This window comes from Sphingomonas nostoxanthinifaciens, assembly GCF_019930585.1.
Taxonomy (GTDB): Bacteria; Pseudomonadota; Alphaproteobacteria; order Sphingomonadales; family Sphingomonadaceae; genus Sphingomonas_I; species Sphingomonas_I nostoxanthinifaciens.
This window is the reverse complement of record NZ_CP082839.1, coordinates 400,921-418,589: the sequence shown is the minus strand read 5'-3', so window position 1 is coordinate 418,589 and position 17,669 is coordinate 400,921. Positions and strand designations below refer to the sequence as shown.

The following is a 17,669-nucleotide window of genomic DNA, read 5'->3' as shown; positions in this document are numbered from 1 at the left end:
GTACGAGGGCAAGACGTTGGCAAAGAAGGCACTTATTACCGGGGTAACCGGGCAGGATGGCGCATATCTTGCGGAGTTACTGCTCGACAAAGGCTATGAGGTGCATGGCGTAAAACGGCGCTCGTCGAGCTTCAATACGCCGCGTATCGACGAGATCATATCGAGCCAGGAGGCTAATGGCACGCCGTTCTTCCTGCATTATGGCGACCTGACGGATTCGACGAGTCTGATCCGGATCCTGCAGGATGTCCGCCCGGATGAGATCTATAATCTCGGCGCGCAAAGCCACGTCAAGGTGAGCTTCGAGACTGCGGAATATACGGCCAATTCCGACGCGGTGGGTGCCTTGCGGCTGTTGGAGGCGCTCCGCATCCTGGGCTTGGAGCATGCGGTGCGCTTCTACCAGGCATCGACCTCGGAATTGTACGGATCGACGCCGCCACCCCAGAGCGAAACCACGCCCTTCCATCCGCGCAGTCCCTATGCCGTCGCGAAGCTCTATGCATATTGGATCGTCGTCAATTATCGCGAAGCCTATGGCATTCACGGATCGAACGGCATCCTGTTCAACCACGAAAGTCCGTTGCGTGGCGAAACCTTCGTCACGCGCAAGATCACCCGCGCCGTGGCGGCGATCTCGCGGGGGAGGCAGGATCGGCTGCTGCTCGGCAATCTCAATGCGCGCCGCGACTGGGGGCATGCGCGTGACTATGTCGAGGGGATGTGGCGGATGCTGCAGCAGGATGCGCCGGACGATTATGTGCTGGCAACCGGCGAGGTCCACACGATTCGCGAATTCGTCGAGTGTGCCTTCGCGGAAGTCGATGTTGCGGTCGAATGGCGCGGCGAAGGGCTGGGCGAAGAGGGGGTCTGCGCCAAGACGGGGCGTACGCTGGTGAGCGTCGATCAGCGCTATTTCCGGCCGTCAGAAGTCGATTTCCTTCAGGGGGATCCAACCAAGGCGCTCGAAAAACTCGGCTGGCGGGCCAGCGTCACGTTCGACGCGCTGGTGAAGGAGATGGTCGCGGCCGACATCGCCTTGCTCGACACCGGCTTCTCGGTGGTGGGTCCGCGCGGTATCGCCCAACGTATGAGCGAAGCGGCCGATTGAGCCCGCCTGAATCCCCGCCGGCCGGCAAGGCAATGCCGCGTGTGCCGGCTTCATCGGAGTTTCGCCAGATGATCTACCCCCTAGCCGCGTCGACTTGGGACGACGCCGAGCTTGCCGCGATTCGCGAAGTTATAGACGGCGGCGTTTTCACGATGGGACGCCGTGTTGCCGAATTCGAACGTGCCTTCGCTGATTTTGTCGGCAGCCGCTACGCTGTCATGTCCAATTCGGGCTCCTCGGCCAATCTACTGGCCGTAGCTGCGCTCGCCTTCCGAAAGGAGGGGGCGATCGACCGCGGCGACGAGGTGATCGTGCCCGCCGTTTCGTGGTCGACCACCTTCTATCCGCTTGCGCAATACGGGCTGCGCCTGAAGTTCATCGATATCGATCCGCACACGCTCAATTATGATCTGGGCGCGCTGGAGGAGGCGATTACCGATCGGACGCGGGTGATTCAGATCGTCAACCTGCTCGGCAATCCCAACGATTTTGCCGCGATCGAACGGATCGTCGGCGATCGCGACATTGTCCTCATCGAGGACAATTGTGAATCGATGGGGGCGACCTTCGCAGGGCGCCAGGCGGGCACGTTCGGGCTGGCCGGCACGTTCAGTTGCTTTTTCAGCCATCATATCTCGACCATGGAGGGCGGGCTCACCGTCACAGACGATGAGGAGATGTACCAGCTGATGGTCAGTCTGCGCGCGCACGGCTGGACCCGGCATTTGCCAAAGAGCAATCTCGTGACCGAGACACTATCGGATAACCCATTCTACGAGACGTTCAATTTCGTCCTGCCGGGCTATAATCTGCGGCCGCTCGAAATGTCCGGTGCGATCGGGTTGCGGCAGCTGGAAAAGCTGCCCGGCCTCGTCGCGCAGCGGCGCGCCAATGCCGCGCATTTTCAGGCCGCCTTCGCCAATCACCCCTTGGTCAGCATCCAGCAGGAGGTCGGCGAGAGTAGCTGGTTCGGCTTTGCGATGGTTGTTCGGCCAGGGGCGCGATCGTCGCGAGATGATCTTGTCGCCGCGTTGAGCCGCGCGGGCGTGGAGTGCCGGCCGGTCGTTGCCGGCAATTTCACTCGCAACAGCGTTATCCGCCACCTCGATCACGAGATTTTCGGCGCCCTGCCTCATGCCGACCTGATCCATGACAACGGCTTGTTCATCGGTAATCACCATTTCGACGTCCGGGAAAGTCTAGGCCGCGTCCGCGAGATATGCGACCAACTCGCCTGATCGAACCGTTACGGATGGCCGCGCGGATTTGAGATAGCGGAGCGGGTAGGCATGACGAAATCCAGGGGCATCGTCGCCCGTATCGGGCGGCATTGGCGCACGCGCGGCAATCGCGCGCGCGACGTGCAGGATTGGCGGCGTGCAGCCGAAGCGTATCGCTTTTATCTCCGATTTGCCCCCAGCGATGCGGCAATTTGGATCCAATTAGGACACATGCTGAGCGAGGCACGCACTTATCGCGATGCCGATCTCGCTTATGCGCGCGCTAACGCACTGGAGCCCGGCGATGCCGACCTGCTGCTATGCTGGGGACATTCGCGCAAGGAAGCCGGCGATCTCGGTCGGGCGTACGATCTCTACGCGCAAAGTGCTGCGGTCGATGGCAATGCGGATGCGCTTCGTCAAATAGCGTGGCTTCAGCCGCGCCACGATCAAGATATTGCGGACACGCAACTTTTCTTATCGGCGCGCACGCATGCGCGACCGCATCATCGTCCACTTTCCGCGCGTGGCGCAACGGCCGATCACATGCCCACTCCGCCGGCGCAGGGCCGGTACGCCTGGAATGCGCGGGTCGAGACGGTCAAGCGTTTCGAATGGCAGCAGGGCAGTGAGGTCGCAATCCTAGTGACACACAGCGCGTCGGGCGTGATCAAGCCGCACCTCTATGCTTACATGGCGGGTTTGAACGCGCAGGCCATTGCATGCCTGCTCGTTGTTGTGGCGGATCGTCAGGTGGATCTCGATCCTTGCGTCGTCGAGGCCGCCGACGGCATCTACGTCCGTGAAAATGCTGGGTTCGATTTCGCTGCCTGGGCGCATGCGCTCTACCTTCACCCGGAACTCTACGGCGCTTCGATACTGTTTCTGCTCAACGACAGCGTCCTGCCGGCGACCGATCGGTTGGGTGCACTATTCGGACGGGTTCGTGCGAGCGAGGCCGATCTTGTCGGCCTTACCCAGAGTCAGGAACATGGCTGGCATGTGCAGAGCTACTTTCTTGCGCTCCGGCAGAATCTGCTGGCGTCGGAACGGCTTCAGGACTTTTGGGCCGATGTCGGCATCCTGGACGACAAGGATGCGGTCATCCGTGCCTATGAGGTGCGCTTCGCCCGTGCGGTGGAGGAAGCCGGCCTTGCCGTCACCACTCTGTATCCGACTGCCGGCGCGCGCAATCCCACGCTTTATTCTTGGCGGCAGTTGCTGAGGAAGGGCTTCCCTTTCGTGAAGCTATCGCTGCTATCGGGTGCGTTCGGCGAGACCGATACCTCCGGCCTGCATGACGCGTTGGAGGCCGCGTCGTTCGATATGGATCTGGTTGACGCCTTTCTGGCGGCCGATAGCAAAGCGTCGCCCGGTGCTTTGGGCGGATCACTATATGCGCGCCGCCTGCCCCCTACGCGCAAGAAGTTGCCGGGCGCGCGCATCGCCTTTTACGGGCCGTGGAATTTTGATTGTCGTGAGGGCGCGGCAGCACGGGACACGATCGACCTTCTGGCCCGACTGCCGATCCTGCTGAACCGACATGCCGTCGGCGCGCCGTTCAAGGGGTATCGATCGGTCTCTCCCGCGATCGATATCGTCGATTTTCAGGGTATCGCCGACATCGCCATCGTTCAGCTGGATCCGGTAGATTGGACCTCCCTGTCGGACCGACAGCGGGCTGAGATTTCGCTTGCTGGGCGGGTGGTCGGGAGGTGGGAACATTGCCTGGCAGGGCAGGCGATGCCCGAAATCGACGCCGTGCTGTCTGCATCAGGGGCGATCGCAAGCCCGACAGAGCATGAGGCAACGCTTCACCTCGTGCCCCGGCCGATTGAGCCCATGCTACCAGCAACGGTCGATCGCGCGGCCGTCTTGGAGCAGTTGGGGGCGCCGCCGGGAACGCGGATCGTGCTGACGTCCGCGGACGAACCGGGTGATGTAGACCGCATGGATGCGGCAGCGATCGTCCGTGCATTCCGGGTTTCAGATCTTGTTTCGCGTGGCTGGATATTGCTGGTCGAGGCGCCGGCGGCGACGGAACAATCGGCCGTACGCGAGGCCTTATTGGGGGGATCCACGCATGCGCTGGGCGTCCGCATCTTGGAGCGCCGCCTAACCGGAGAGGAGCGGCGGAACGCCTGGTCCGTTGTCGACGTCTACGCGTCCGCGGATACGAGCGGCGGTGGCGATGCCATACTGTTGGAAGCCATGGCGGCGGGGCGCCTCGTGGTCGCGCCGCAACGGAGCGGCCTGCCCGGGCTGCTCGACCAGACAACCGCCGCGCTTGTGCCGCTCACTTCGACCTGTAATGAGGGCAATGTGCGCCACGTCGACGAGATCGCGCTGGCGGCTGTTCTGCAATCCGCCGCTGCCGCGGTGGAGCATGACACCACCGACCGCGGCGTCGCAGCACAGGAGCGGGTGCGTGCCCTGCTGTCGGTCGACGCTGCCGCTCTGCGGCTGGAGACGGCTCTTACGGCAATTCTCGCGACCCAACGTGCGCCTGCACATCAGCCGCCGCTTGATATTGCGCCGGAACGCGTTGGGATCCCGATCGAGCGGGCATCGTTGCCCGACCACATCGTGCCACTATTGCTGCGGCGCGATGGCACTCCGAAGACGCGCAACGGTGCAGCTCAGCCATATGTTGGCGGCGATACCAAGCGCTGGTGTCTTATAGCACCGGGTGGAACCTTGCTCGCTCCCGATTTCGTGCGACTGTTCGATCAATATCGTGCAGCTCGGCCGGACATAGCGATCTTCCATGCCGACGATGTTGCGGCGGATGCGACTGAGCCTAACGATCGGCTACGGCTCAAGCCGCAATTCGATCCGATCTTGTTGGCAGCGCAATATTATGCGGGTTGGCCGCTGCTGGTCCGCGAAGATGTCTTTCTCGGTTTGAACGGTTTGGACTCCGCGATGCGAACGGCTGCTTCGGCCAACCTGCTTTTCCGGGGGGACGCGGCGGGCCATGCGATCGGGCGTATCCCGCATGTGTTGCTTGCTTATCCGGCCGAGCGCGTCATGCCGGACATGCGTCATTATGCGCTGATGGTGGCGCGGCAGCCACGGTTCGCGGGAATGATGGTCGAATCCAAAGGAGGCGGCTTGCGCCTGGCGAGGCGCTGGCAGGCGGGCGCCATGCCTGCGGTCACGATCCTGATTGCGACCTGCCGGGCTAAGGCGGACGCCCGCCATACACATATCGAGCGTCTTCTTGACGCCATCGCGACGGCCGATTGGCCGATGGACCGATTGAATGTGATCGTCGGCGACGATCGTGGTGACGACGCACCCTGGGCTGCCCGTTCGTGGCCGTTCAACCTACGCTATATTGCGACACCACGTGCAAGCGAACAGCCGTTCAATTATGCCGCCAAGATGAACGCACTGACGGCATTTGCCGACACCGAACAGTTGGTGTTCCTGAACGACGACGTGCGCCCGATCCATGACGGATGGTTGAAAGCGCTTCAGGATTTTGCGGTCGATCCCGATGTGGGCGGCGTAGGTGCGCGGCTCCTTTTTCCCGATGGATCGCTGCAGCATGCGGGCATCATACCCCACCGCTCCAGCACGGCGCATGCCTGGATCCGCCGCCGCCGCGCCTTAGGCACCTATCAGGATTGGGCTTGCGTCCATCGCCAATGGTCGATGGTGACCGGGGCGGTCTTCGCGACGCGTCGTTCGATTATGGATCAGGTGGGCGGCTTCGACGAAACCTTTGCACTGGAATTCAACGACACCGATCTTTGCCTGCGGCTGCGTGCCCACGGCTATCGCATCGTCTACACACCCTATTCCGAATTCGAGCATAGCGAGAAGGCGTCGCGTGGCGAGATGCCGCCATTGGGATCGGATCGCGCGCGCTTCCGCAACCGCTGGCGCGACTGGCTGGAGAATGACCCCTGCTGGCACCCGCTGCTACGTCGTGACGTGACAGATCTTACCCCCCTGCCCGAAGCTGGAGCGTGGTATCTGGCCGATAACAAGTAGCGCGCGGTCAGTCGCGTCCGCCGAGCGCTTCCGTCAACCGATCGGCAGTCGTGGAATCGACAGTGCGGACATCGAAGCGGGACCGGACGAGCGCGCGCGCGGCATCGCCGATGGTGCCAAGTGCGGTGCGGTCCCGGATCGCCCCGCGCAGCCGCTCCGGCCATAGGTCGTCGTCGACCAGCAAGCCGGTTGCATCGTCGGAGATGGCTTCGACATACTCGCCTACCCGGGACGCCATCACCGGAACCCCCATCGCACCGCACTCTAGGAATTTGACGTTTGATTTGGCTCGGTTGAACGCGGAATTTACGAGCGGTACCAGCATGAGGTCATGCTGCGCAATAAAGCGCAGCATCGACCGATACGGCATCAATGGATAGCTCGAGACACCCGGGAGGCTTAGCAAGCGCGCGGGAGGTTGTACCGCGCCAAGCAACGACAATTGGGCCTGCGGAAACTCTCGCAGCACGTCGTAAAGAGCGTCTGCGATAAGCCGGAAATCCTCAGCGTGCGAAAAGGTACCTGCTGCGTAGATAAGGCGAATTTCGCGGCTTTTTTCCGGCAGCGGGTCGTCGTGGCGCCTGATGCGGTTGCGATAGAGCGCCGTCGGCATGCCGAATGCGGTCGTCACGTACCGCTCGAGGACGGGCGTCGACACGATCGCCGCATCCATGCGCTCCATCATACGGGCATATTTCGTGGCGATCTCCATCGCTTTTTCGAAATCCCATTCGCCGCCCGCCACCGATCCGATAACATGAACGAATTCCGGAAAGACGAGATCATCAATCTCCATAATGCGCCGGCAGCCCGCGGACTGCGCTGCCTCCATGAAAGTGCCGACATTCTGTTGCTCGTCGAAACAGCGCTGGAAGATGACTGCCTGTGATCGCGCGAAAAGCTGCTGCGCGACTGTGTTCGGGGTCGCGGAGTGAATCAAGGTCGCCGCGAAACCAAGCTCCTCCAGGCTGTGGCCCAAGTGAATGCCGCGGTATCGCGTCGATCCGTTGTCGAGGCCGGCGGCGGTCACGATCGTCACGTGCGGTCCCTGAGCGGCGGACAGCAACAGGGGTGCGAAATATTCGCGTCGGTTGGTCACCGGTAACGCGACCGGTGACGCCCGGAGTAGCTTTTCATGGACAACGAACTCGTGATGCCCGCCAAGCCGCACCTCGAATCTGCCGAGCTTGGCATGCGCTTCGGCATTGTCGGAGTGAACGAGCGCGTCAAACGCGGCGAACAAGAAGTCCCGGCTGACGCGCTCCGGAAAGAATGATGCGAGCGCATCCGCGAAGCGATCGAAGAACTGCTCCGCGCCGAGGTGAATGTGGCGCGCCGCTATCAGCTCCTCATCCGGCGGATACGTAAGATTCTTCAACTTCACCTCGACCTCGCCGTCCGCGTTGAGATGAAAGCCGGTGGCGGAAGGTTCGGCAGACGAGAAGAGCAGCTCGAACAGGGTAGTGTTCTGTTCGATCAGATCGGCATAGCGCTTGGGATCGCCGCCATCGAACAACAAAGACGCATGAGGAATAGTCTTGTCGGTGCGGTCCCGCGAGCCGACATAAACGCCGAACAGCCGGGTCGCGATGCCGCGTTCCTGCAGGAAGCGGTCGAGCCGGGACTGGATATTGAGCAGCCAGCCCACATCGACCACGACGACCCGGTCGTCGCCCACGATCTCTTGCGTCCGCAGATATGTGTCGAGGTACAGGCGATGAGCAGCGTTGGCCTTGGCGATGCTGTCCGAGAGGCCGGACAGCAATTTCATCAGCGGCGTGAGCTCCGCCCAGCCCGGCACATGGTCGACCGACGGGAACAGCCCTTCGACCGCCGCGACGATGCGCTCGTCGCCCCCATCGAGCCCAGCCTTGGCGAGATAATAGCTGATCTTTTTCTGGCTGAGATGCAGACCTTCGATCAAGAAATAGAGGTCGCTGGAGCTTAGCGGGTTCTGCAGCGTGGCGCCGACCACGGTCGCGCGGGAGAGGTGGGCATAGATCGGCATATAGGTGCCGTCGGCGATCTCGCGCGCATAGAGCCGTTCAAAGGCCTTGCGAATGATCCGGCCGTCGCGGGCCATAAAAACGATCTTCGTCGCGCCGAGCCGATCGGCCTGCGCACGCACGTGCATGGCCATCATTGCGGCGAGCGGGCCTGTCAGCTCGAAGCCCAACCGGGTATAGATGTGGCCGGCAAGACCGGGATCTTCCGCCTGCCACAGCCTGCAGGCCTGGGTGCGGAAACTGTTCCACAGCCGGCCGATCTGCGACAACTCACCCAGATGTCGCGACGACAGCGGAAAGGCCTGCGCGCGATTTTCATAGAGTGGCAGGAATCGCGCCGCATGGAGGCCGGCGGCGCGTGCGCGTACGACGTCGCCCTCCCAGTTGTCACCGATATGCAAGATCTGGTCGGCGGGATAGCCGAGCAGTGCGGCGCGCTCGATCAACAGGGGGTAGAGCCGACCCGTATCTTTTTTAAGTCCGCGGGCGGAGGAAAGGAAGAACGAGTCCCATCCGGCAATGCCGCACTTCGTAAGCATCGCGACGATCGTATCGCTGTCTAAATACATGTCGCTGGCGATGAAGACGGGCTTGCCCTGCGCGATTGCATAGGCGAACAGGCGCGCGCCGAGAGGATGCGGCGTACATATATCGCATTCGGTCTGCTTCTCGATCGAAGCATCGCGAAAGAAGGCCATCTCCTCATATATTTCGTCGATCGAGACATCGTCGATCGCGCCGTTGTATCGGCCGAGTGCCGTGCCCGCCGCTCGCATCCGTTCGCTGAATAGATCGAGCACCGCTACCTCGCGGCGGCTGTGGCGATGTTCCGCCACGTCGAACACGCGCTCGGGCTCGCTGACCAGCCGGGTGACAAGCGTATCGAAAATGTCGAACGAGACAATCCCGGCGCGATCGATCTGTTCGCAATAGGCTTCGAACTCGGTAAGCGCGGTGGACTCGGTCAGCGCTGGCAGCAGATCGAGTATCTTAGGCGCGATCACATCGACGACCGCGCGCTCTTTGACCTTCGCACGCGCCCGCGCGCCCAAGCTGTGGCGTCGACCCTGATCGTCGAGCAAAGCTGCCGCCGCTCCAGCCATAGCCGCAACGTCGAGATAGGGGACGACGATCCCGGCATCCTGCTCGACGAAGGTCGGCATTGCGCCCGCATCGGCGAAGCAGATGACAGGCAGGCCGCGATCCGCCGCTTCCAGGCAGACCAACGGGAACGGATCCTCGCGCGAGGGCAACAGGAACAGCGCGCCATGATCGAAGAATTCACTAGGCTTGTTCTGGGCGCCGAGCCATTCGACGTGCTGGCCGAGACCGCGTTTCTTGATCAATTGATCAAGCGCGATATCGCCTGCGCGGCCGATCCACCGCATCTTGAAATCGCGGCGGCCCAACTTAATCAATTCTTCTGCCACGTCACAGAATAGGTCCGCGCCTTTCCTGCTTTCGGCCGTGCCGCAACCATAGATGATCCAGGGTCCCTGCTCGATCGTGAGCGAGGCGGGCGCGTGGTCCGGTACCTCGATGAACGGCGGCAGAACCGTGATCTTGACCTCGCGGTCCTGTGTCCTGCGGCGGATTGCTTCGGCCGCGCCGTCCGCCACCGCGACGAACCGGTCACAGAAACTCGCGAGTAGCCGAAAGGGCTCTTCGAATATCTGGAACACAGCCTCCATCTCGTGGACATGGGCGATGAAATCGGCATTCAGGAACCGCAGCTGGTTGCCGTAGATGCCCGAGACGATCGTGTTCATGTAAACGAGCTGCACGTTCAGCCCGCAAAAGCGGCGCAAATCGTCGCGAAGCTTCTTGCCGTCCGCGTAATCCACCATGTGGAAGCAGGGGGCGATCGCCTCGAACTGTTCGTCCAGTGGGCCATCGGCGCCGATCACGATCGAGAAATCGATATCCGTATTCGCGCGCAGCCAGCGCAGCAGCGACAGCAGCACCATCGGCGCACCCGTTTGCGATCCTTCATGCGTAATGAAGATAATCGAGGGGCTGTTGATCGCGCTCGGCTGATCCCAGGCACGGCGTCGCGGCGCCTCCGCCTCAAGCGCAAGATGCGGTGGGAGCGCGTTGCGCCCCTCCGGGCGGCCGTAGCGAAGCCAGTGAACGAGCGGATTGACGCCTGCCTGCGCCACGTCGGGATAAGTCGCAAGGTAGAAGCCGACGTCGAACGCCTCGCTCGGACTCTTTTGTTCGCGCCAGCCGGTTGTGCAGAAATGGACGATCGCATCGCCCTCGAACGCCGGCCCCTGGGCGCGATAATAGCGTTCGTCGAACAGGTTGCTGGTCGCGATGAGCTCACGCTCGGCCGCAAGCTCGGCCAGCGCATCGGCGCTCATCGGTGCGGATGCCGGGGTCGGTGCCGTGTCTGCGCGCTGGCCGTTGCCGAGGATGGCACGAAGCTTCTCCCCTATCCAGCGCGCGGCACCGCCCGGCGACGGGCGATGAGACCCCAATTCGTCGATTCGTTGGTTCAGCGCGTCGCGTTCCATTTCCCAAGCGGATCGCTCCTGTTCCAATTGGCGCCGTATCGCTTCCGCGGTCGGTTGATCGGGATCGGCTTTATCGACATCGTTTGGGCGGGTGGCGGCGATCGCTGTGGACGCATCCTGGAGATTCTCCTCCGGCTCACCTCCCGAAAAGAAGGCCGAAGCGAAATCTGACGCACTCATCAACGCGATCCACCTTTTCCCCAATGTGGGGCGTCATAGCCGATCAAGCCCGGATGACCAGTGGCTGTGCCCCAATCGAGCAATCGATCCTCATTCTTAATCGGCGCTTTTCGTGCCGTTCATCCGCCGGTTGGCTGCATAAGTTCCAGCGCGAGTTCGGCGATATGCGCCGCATCTATGCCGGCAAGGCATTGCAGGGCGAAGGGGCAGTCCGCGGCGCGATGGCGTCCGCAGGGCGCGCAGGGCACAGTCAGCGTGACGATGCGTACTCGCGGACCGCGAGGGCCCCATTCGAGCCGATGATGCGCGCCGCCAAACAGGCAGATCGTCGGCTTGCCGAGAGATGCGGCAAGATGTGCAATGCCAGAATTGTTGCCGATCACGCAGTCAGCACTGGCGAGAAGCTTCCTTGTTTCTGCCCAAGTGAACTGCCCGCAATGATTATGGACCCGCCCGGCGTCGAACGGTCGCACGATCTCGGCGGCGCGGTTGAATTGGTTTGCACTGCCGATCAGGTGGATTCTCTGACCCACCAGCAGGCGGATCAGTTCGATGAAATGCGCGATCGGCCAATCCCGGATATCCGAGTTGGAAAACGGGGCGATGACGATGCCAGCGGTCATGTGCGAGATCTAGAGCGACCCGCCAACGCCGCGCCGGAGCGCAATCAGTTCGATCAATAGCAGCAAGCATTCCGACTGGTGCAGCGGCTGTCCGTGACAGATCTTCGTCAGCCGGCCGCCATGAAACTGGAAGTCCGGCACATGCCGGCTCCGCCCCGGCCACAGCCGGAATTCGAAGAGCGCACCGGGCTTCCCGTTAGTGAATGGAAAGACCAGCCGGTCGGTCGTGCCGTCGATCGTGAAGGATAAATGCGATACTCCATCCAACGCTACGTCGCATGAAACTTCGCCGCGGATTAGCGGATCGAAGAACAGATGCGGCTCAAACACGTAATCGCCCGCCTCGATCCGCTGATAAGGACCCCATAGCAGCGCGGAATTCACCCGGCGGGACGCGATATCGCGTCCGGAAATGGCGAAGGGGCTGCGGCGGTAGGCCGGATCGGCGCTGAAAGCCGTTGGCGGTAATTCCAAGTAGGTGGCGGTTTCGTCGGCGGCGGGCGAGCGGTCGAGCGGCAGGGCGATGTCCAAGAACGGAATTTGCGCCTTGAGCCCGATGCCTGCGCGGCACGTTGCACGCACACTCTCCAGCAGGGGCCGCGTGTCGGTCTCGACCCGAAGGTCGATCGCCAGGTCGTAGTGGGCCGTAACAAGGCGTTCGAGCAACAGGCGCGCACCCTGAATGTCCGAACCCCGCTCGCTCGCGTCGCGCGGAAAAGCATCGAACGGGATCACCGCGTCGAACAGGCCTTGGTCGCGCGCCGTAGTTGCATTCCACGAGCCTACTAGGATCGAGAGATGTGCGTTAGGAAAATGCGCGCGTAATCGCCGAATCGCCGCATCGGCCATCATGAAATCGCCGAGATGATCGAGCTTCATGACAAGAATGCGTGTCGGTGCGGCAAGCGCTTCGCCCTGTTCGATGCGAAGGTGCGGGAGGCCATGACCCTGAATGGGCGGCGCCGTCGCAACGAGCGGAGCCGATGGCAGCGGCGCCCCATCGATCCGCTGAAGCAAGAGCGCGACATGTTGCTGCGCATCGCCGTCGGCCGCTTCGTTTCGCCCATAATCGTAACCCGCATCGCGGTCGCCGAGCCAGCGGACGCGGTAGCTGTTGGGAATGAGCGCTTCCTCAACCTCTGCCATCAGGCTGCGCGGCGTATAGAGCCGGCGCTGTTGCGGTCGCCCAGGCACGGGCAGCGACAGTCGCCGTTCCGCGAGGAAGGCATGCGGTACCAGGATGATTAGATGGCCGCCGATCCTGAGCACGCCAAACCAGCGCCGGATGGCGCCGCGATAGTCTTCGATGTCCTGCAGCAGGGATTGCGCGATCACGAGCGCCTGCTCTGCACCCGCCGCATCCGCCTCGCTTTCTATCCAGCGCGCGATCTCGTCGCGCAGGAACGGTGCGAGCGGATCGCTGTCATCCGGCATCGTCACCGCTCTCGGGCATCGTCATCACACTCCCTCGGTCGCCAGACCGAACTGGCAGGGTTCGCTTTACCCCATCAATTCGCGATTGCGCGCGCAGTCAAGAATGGTGAGAATAGCTGGTTGATGATACCGACGAGCTTGGCCGGCCGATTGGACGCGGCATTGGCGATGTACAAAACGTCCTTGTCGCGTAGGGCCAAGCGCTGGGCCAAGAAATAGCTTGCCGGACGCAGCATGTTGAGCCGGTATATTACGGGCTGTTCGCCGGCCCCGACTGGCTCGTAGCGAAAAAGAAAGACCGCTGCCGGATCGGCCTGCGTGTCGGTCGGGCCGCCGGCTCGAGCGACCGCTTCCGCCAGCGAGAGATCGCCCGTCTCGAAGGAGACCTGCGAAACCTTGCTGGTGGCGCCGAGCACGATGAAGGTCCGTGGCCGCCGGATGAGCTCAATCCGGTCGCCGGGCGCCAGCACCAAATCGTCCTTTGCGCCGGCGCGGATGCGGCCGAGCCGTTCCTCCACGATGTTGTCGCCGCGCGCGAACCGGACGATCGTGTCCTCGGAGGAATTAGCCGGGCCGCCCGCCAGCGCGATCGCGTCCAAGAGCCGTTGTTGCTGCAGCATGATATCGAGCCGGCCGGGCTTGCGGACATCGCCTCCTACATAGACCACGTCGGTGGCCGATTGCTTGATGCCCACCAGAACCTGCGGATGCTGGGATTTGCCGCGCAGGCCTTGCTCGATCAGATCCTGGATATCCCCGACAGTCCGACCAGCGACTTGCAGCCTCCCCACATAGGGCAGACGGATCGCACCATCGTGATCGACCAGAACCGCCGGAAATTTTTCACCCTTGGCGGATGGGTCGTAGAAATTGCCTTGGTCGCGCCCGCTGCCGAACAGAGACGCGCCGACCTCGTAGATATCGATCGTTAAGACGTCACCCGGTCCGACAAAGTCGGTGCGCCGGTCGCCCGCCAAGCTGGTGAGTGTCGGGCGGGCGGCGTCAAGGACGGCGGTGCGCCGGTCGATCTCGGCGAGCGTCGGCGCATCGACATCCACGATCCGGAATCCGATCGCATTGTCGCGGCGTGCGCCGCTGCGTATCTCGCCGGCGGTCGGGCCGCTAGCCGGCAGCGTGGCGCATCCCGAGAGCGAAAGCATTCCCGCCAGAAGCAGCGCGGCAATAGTTACTTCAGGAAAGCCCAGGAGCCGGACCAGGCCGAAACAATGTGATCGCGACACTATGATGGGAAACGTCCCCACGTCAGGGTGAGGCCGTCGCAGGAGAGAGGTTGCGATGGCCGGAGGATTGCTAACACGCATGAATGGCGGCGTCTTTAGCGATCACTCAGGTAAACATCAATCTGCCTCAAGCTGCGCGCATTTGCAGGCGGTGATGGACTTCGCTCGCCTCGTCGATCGTGTCGAAGAAGACAAGATTTCCGCCATAGACCACCGCGCCGCGCCGACAGAATTGCCGCAGCGTGCCGGGATCGTGACTGATCATGATCAGTGTGGCGTTATCGCGCCGGTGCAGGAGCGCTTCCTCGCAGCGCACCCGGAAGCGCTCGTCGCCTGCACTTGTCACCTCGTCGACCAGATAGCATTGGAAGCTGATCGCAAGGCTGATGCCGAAGGCAAGGCGCGCGTTCATGCCGGCGGAATAGGTGTGAACCGGCTGATAGAGATAAGGGCCCAGTTGGGCGAAATCCTGGACGAAATCGAGAATCTGCTCCTCGTCCTCGCCATAGATACGCGCGATGAACCGGGCATTGTCCGCGCCGGTCAGGCTGGATTGGAAGCAATTCGCATAGCCGATCGGCCAGGATGTCGAGAGGCCGCGCGTGATGCGGCCGGATGTCGGCTGTTCGACCCCCGCAATCAGACGCATCAAGGTTGACTTGCCGGCGCCGTTGGCACCGCAGATTCCAATGCTTTCACCGGGATGGATGGCGAAATTCAAGTTGGTAAAGACCCGCTTCTCAAATTTGCGAATATGGTAGGTCTTCGAAACGTCGTGGAACGCGATCATGTGACAATCCCGGCCTTTTTCCCACAGGATATGCGCCGTGCGACGCGCACCGAGGATAATCTAACGCGCTCTGCAAAGTAAGGAAGGGGCAAAAGCGTTCCGGTGGGGCGGACGGCACGGCTGGCAGCCGCGATCGTAATCGCGTAGGGCGACATCGCAGCAGAGTGAGGATCGTGGCAGAAGCGTCGGTACAAAATGCGGGAGAAACAGCCCCGGAAGTTCCGGTCGACCCGTTCGATTTCTTCCCGCAGACCGCAAGCAGGATAGGCGGACTCGGCGGTGCCGTGCCGAGCCAAGACCCCTATTACGTCTTTCATACCGGCTATTTCGAAGCCGCGCCGGGGCCGTCCCGCTTCATCGTGCAGTTTGATGGACTGCGGGCGCGGCGCGGCACGCTGTGGCTGCGAGTGCACATGCTGCCGATGGAGCCCGGCTCGCGCGCGGTTATGGCCAACAGTGATCGCATCCAGCTTAACCGCCTGATCCAGCATGGCGGCCGTGCAGAGATTCGCTTTGAAGGCTTTCGAGGCATGAGCTTCGCGCTGTACGCCGGCATTCAGGACGACACGGATGCCGAGGCGGCTGGCGTCAGCGTCTGGTTTGATCGTCCCTGTAATTCCAATAAAACTTCCACCATCGTCGCCGACATCCGCAGCACGGTCTTCGGACGGGATGATGTGCGGCCAATCGCGCACATGCTTTCGCCGGAACCGCCGAGCTTTGCCGATCCGGTGACGCAAGTAGCCACGCATGCGCAAATGGATGAGCCGAGCTATCGCGGTGGCGCGCGCACTCTGGGGCTGCAGGGTGACGCTTCCGATTGGCCAGAGCTCTATGTCTGTCAGGTTCTGAGCCGGTACGGGATGGCGCAGGCCGGCGCGGCCGGACTGGGGCTGCAGGCGCAGTTCGGCTCGTTGCCCGCCTATCTGGGAAGGGCCGGCGTTACGGTAACGGCTGCCACGACGGGTGCAGGCGAATCGCCCGCGCCGATCGCGCCCGGCGTTGAATCGCGGTCGGCGCCATTGTTGCCGCTGCCGGCCGATCTCGTGAATTTCGATTTTCTCTGGTCGATTGATGCGCCCGAAGCGCTCGTCGGCCCTGCGGAGATGCTGCCCTTCGTGGAGGGCACGCTCGCCGCGTTGCGCCCGGGCGGCATCGCCGTCCACGTCTGCCGCTATCGCCTGCGCGACAGCAGCGGTTTTCAGCCAGCGGCGATCGGCCGTGTCGAGTTGGAACGCATCCTGTTGGTTTTGATTAGCCGCGGTCACGAGGTAGCGCAGTTCCGTTTCCGCGAGTTGGACGCGATCCGCTCGTCCCACGCGCTGGGGCATGTGGGCTTTGTCGCGCGCAAGGCCTTGTCGGCGCTCTGATGCCGACTGACGCGGTATCCGCGCAGAAGCCTTTGGCCTTGCGGCCCGCGGCGGGAGATGAGAAGCGGGCCCGCCTGTGACCATCCGGGGTACGGACCGGAACCCTCCTCCCAGCCAAGGTCGATATTCCCGTGGACGAACTCATCACCGATCAGGACCGAGAAAAGCTGCTGGCGCTGACGTCTCTGCTCAATGACGCCGATCAGCCCAATACCAATGCGCTTAACGAAATAGTCCGTAACATCAATATCTTGAGCTTGAATGTCAAAGCACTTGGCTATGAGTTGGCACAGCGTATGGCGGTAGCGCTCCCGATACGCACCGACACTACCGCCGGCCCGGTCGGCCTTAATACCTGCCTTTCGACCCAGGCCGACATTGAGAGCGACTGGGTGGCGCACTGGTGCGGACAGCTGCGGGTGCCGGTCGTCTATCATCGCAAGATGTGGGAACTCGCTTATGTCCTGCAGGTTCTCTTCGAACGGGGACTGATCCAAGGTGGCGTGCGCGGGCTCGGTTTTGGTTGCGGTGCCGAACCAGTGCCGAGCTATCTTGCCGCCCGAGGCGCGATGGTTACGGTTACGGACTTGCCGCTAGAGGAGGCTGCCGGCCGCGGTTGGGCCGAGACCGGGCAGCATGCCGCCTCGCTCGATCAGGCCTATCATCCCGCCTTTCTCGATCGGGCTTGCTTCGACCAGCAGGTCGATTTCCGGGCAGTCGACATGACCGCGATCCCCGCCGATCTGACGGGTTATGATTTTTGCTGGTCGCTGTGCGCGCTGGAGCATCTGGGATCGATCGAGGCGGGGCTTACTTTCATTGAGAACAGCCTGAACACACTGCGGCCCGGCGGCATTGCGGTTCATACGACCGAGTTCAACATCGACAATCGCGGACGCACGATCGATAATTGGCCGACGGTGCTGTTCCAAGAAAGGCATTTGCGACTGCTGGCAGATCGTTTGGCAGCCAAGGGCCATTGCATGGCGCCGATTGAGCTGGATCTAGGGCGCGGGGTGCTGGATCGCTTTGTCGATCTTCCGCCCTACAGCCACGATCTGCCGGCCGCTCTCAACCATTGGATCGGCGGGCCGACCCATCTCAAGGTGGCGGTGGACGGCTTCGTTGTTACCTGCGTCGGGATCGTCGTGCAGAAGGCAGTTTGAGTCCCGGAAG

At 62.3% G+C, this 17,669-nt stretch carries 10 protein-coding genes; 5 read left to right on the top strand and 5 right to left on the bottom strand.

The window, feature by feature from the left end; all coding sequences use genetic code 11:
- Positions 1 to 16 precede the first annotated feature (16 nt).
- The 3 genes from gmd (at position 17) to K8P63_RS01925 (ending at position 6,333) form a co-directional block, all read left to right on the top strand.
- Positions 17 to 1,111, top strand: coding sequence for a GDP-mannose 4,6-dehydratase (gene gmd / locus K8P63_RS01935; RefSeq protein ID WP_223798207.1), 1,095 nt, complete (start codon positions 17 to 19; stop codon positions 1,109 to 1,111).
- 68 nt (positions 1,112 to 1,179) lie between these two features.
- A complete protein-coding gene (locus tag K8P63_RS01930) occupies positions 1,180 to 2,349 on the top strand; it encodes a DegT/DnrJ/EryC1/StrS family aminotransferase (RefSeq protein WP_223798206.1) in 1,170 nt (389 codons plus the stop codon).
- A 51-nt stretch (positions 2,350 to 2,400) separates the two neighbouring features.
- Complete coding sequence (locus K8P63_RS01925; protein WP_223798205.1) at positions 2,401 to 6,333, top strand: rhamnan synthesis F family protein; 3,933 nt, start codon at positions 2,401 to 2,403, stop codon at positions 6,331 to 6,333.
- A gap of 7 nt (positions 6,334 to 6,340) precedes the next feature.
- On the opposite strand, the gene K8P63_RS01920 is transcribed toward K8P63_RS01925, so the two are convergent.
- The 5 genes from K8P63_RS01920 to K8P63_RS01900 form a co-directional block, all read right to left on the bottom strand.
- Positions 6,341 to 11,035 carry a glycosyltransferase gene (locus tag K8P63_RS01920; protein WP_223798204.1) on the bottom strand — a complete coding sequence of 1,565 codons (4,695 nt, stop codon included), beginning with the start codon at positions 11,033 to 11,035 and terminating at the stop codon, positions 6,341 to 6,343.
- 119 nt (positions 11,036 to 11,154) lie between these two features.
- Positions 11,155 to 11,658 (bottom strand): glycosyltransferase family 9 protein, encoded by a 504-nt coding sequence (locus tag K8P63_RS01915; protein ID WP_223798203.1) that lies wholly within the window; start codon positions 11,656 to 11,658, stop codon positions 11,155 to 11,157.
- Positions 11,659 to 11,667: 9 nt separating this feature from the next.
- Positions 11,668 to 13,092, bottom strand: coding sequence for a glycosyltransferase family 9 protein (locus K8P63_RS01910; protein ID WP_223798202.1), 1,425 nt, complete (start codon positions 13,090 to 13,092; stop codon positions 11,668 to 11,670).
- Between the two features lie 74 nt (positions 13,093 to 13,166).
- Entirely contained in the window at positions 13,167 to 14,252 is a 1,086-nt protein-coding gene (locus K8P63_RS01905) for a polysaccharide biosynthesis/export family protein (RefSeq protein ID WP_223798201.1), read from the bottom strand.
- Between the two features lie 208 nt (positions 14,253 to 14,460).
- Complete coding sequence (locus K8P63_RS01900; RefSeq protein ID WP_223798200.1) at positions 14,461 to 15,123, bottom strand: ABC transporter ATP-binding protein; 663 nt, start codon at positions 15,121 to 15,123, stop codon at positions 14,461 to 14,463.
- Positions 15,124 to 15,296: 173 nt separating this feature from the next.
- Between K8P63_RS01900 and K8P63_RS01895 the strand changes: the two genes are divergently transcribed.
- Both K8P63_RS01895 and K8P63_RS01890 read left to right on the top strand, forming a co-directional pair.
- Complete coding sequence (locus K8P63_RS01895; RefSeq protein WP_223798199.1) at positions 15,297 to 16,493, top strand: hypothetical protein; 1,197 nt, start codon at positions 15,297 to 15,299, stop codon at positions 16,491 to 16,493.
- 131 nt (positions 16,494 to 16,624) lie between these two features.
- Complete coding sequence (locus K8P63_RS01890) at positions 16,625 to 17,659, top strand: SAM-dependent methyltransferase (protein WP_223798198.1); 1,035 nt, start codon at positions 16,625 to 16,627, stop codon at positions 17,657 to 17,659.
- The last annotated feature ends 10 nt before the right edge of the window (positions 17,660 to 17,669 follow it).